We start from the raw sequence: 1,476 nt of genomic DNA on the forward strand, positions 1-1,476 counted from the left end.
GGCTCTTTGTCAAATAGGACTGGTTATTGAAAACCAGAGATTAAGCAGTCTTGTGCTGCTTAATCTCTTTTTTTGGATGAGCTACAAAAAGATTTGTACATAGAATGATACGACTGCGCAAATGATCAAAGTTTCTATAACCAAAAGATACTCGCTGTATAAGTTTGATTTTAGTATTAATGCCCTCAAGTGGGCCGTTAGTCAAGTTTCTATAGACCATCGTGTTATCTATCATGCTAGTATATTTTTTTAGTGTTTTAACGACTGTTTGAAGCTGAGGGGAAATGCGAGTAATTTCTATATTTTTTAAAGCTAACTCAAAAGCTGTTTGGTCATTTTCTCTTAATGCATATCTTAATTTATTTACAAGATCGTACGTATTTAAAAGCTTTTTATCAAAACCCAGTAAGTGTTTAACAATCCCTTTCTGTGTCTTCCATTGTTTATACAATCGGAAACGACGATAAGTAAACCCTTCGAGTTGTTCCTGAGGTTTTAAAAGCATTTTCCAGTAACGTTTAAACTTATTGTACAGAGGTCTTTGAGCATTCTTGAAACGATTCATTACCGATACGCGTGTCATATTCAGCGCCCGATTTAAAGCCTGAACAATATGGAAACGATCGATGATGATTTCGGCATTTGGAAATACCTCTTTAATCAATACCATGTAAGGCTCGTACATATCAATAGACACAGTTTTTACGCGTTTTCTTTCGGCAAGCGGAAAACGATAAAAATAGTTTTTTAAAGCAAATAACCGACGATCTGGCACAATATCAACAATCCGATGGGTGATAGCATCTGCATAAATAAAACTCATCTTACCGTCAATGTTTTTCACACTTTTAAATTCATCCATCATTAAGTGTTCAGGTAAATATTTAAATGGGGTTTGGGCGACTTGAGAAGCCGCTTGGTTCATGATTCGAGAAACTGTAGAACAACTGACATGACAGGATTGACCAATCGATTTTTGTGACCGTAGGTCCACGGCCTTGTTTAAAACCGCTAAGCGTGTGTTCCAACTAATAAAGCAATGACGCTCAACGAGGGAAGTTTCAGCAGTGAAATAGCTACAGCACTTTTTACAGTAGTAACGTTGCTTTCTCAAAACGAGGTACGCCGCTTTCTCAGAAACTCGAGGTATCGTAAGACACGATTTTTTAAAACCATTTTTAATAATACTATTATTCATGTTATCCAGACCGCAAAGCTGACATCGCTCAGGATGATAAGTTAATTTGCCGAAGTAAAATAAAGCTACGACTCCTTTGTATTGCTTTTCTTCAACTTTTTCTTCTAACAGAATGTTTTTATCTTTAATTCCAAGCGTTGTTAGTATAATATTAAACATAAGCGCATTATCTCCTTAATTTTAAGTGGGCGTATACTTTTAATTATAGAGATAATTGCGCTCTTTTTGTATTAAAAAATAGGACCGGTTGGGTCACCAGTCCTATTTAGTATAGACCC

At 35.8% G+C, this 1,476-nt stretch carries 1 protein-coding gene; it reads right to left on the reverse strand.

What is annotated here, in order from left to right; all coding sequences use genetic code 11:
- Positions 1-40 precede the first annotated feature (40 nt).
- A complete protein-coding gene (locus N9R04_RS11245; protein WP_262856870.1) occupies positions 41-1,357 on the reverse strand; it encodes an ISL3 family transposase in 1,317 nt (438 codons plus the stop codon).
- Positions 1,358-1,476 lie beyond the last annotated feature (119 nt).

Origin of the sequence: Staphylococcus marylandisciuri (assembly GCF_025519785.1) — a bacterium.
In the GTDB taxonomy this organism is placed as follows: Bacteria; Bacillota; Bacilli; order Staphylococcales; family Staphylococcaceae; genus Staphylococcus; species Staphylococcus marylandisciuri.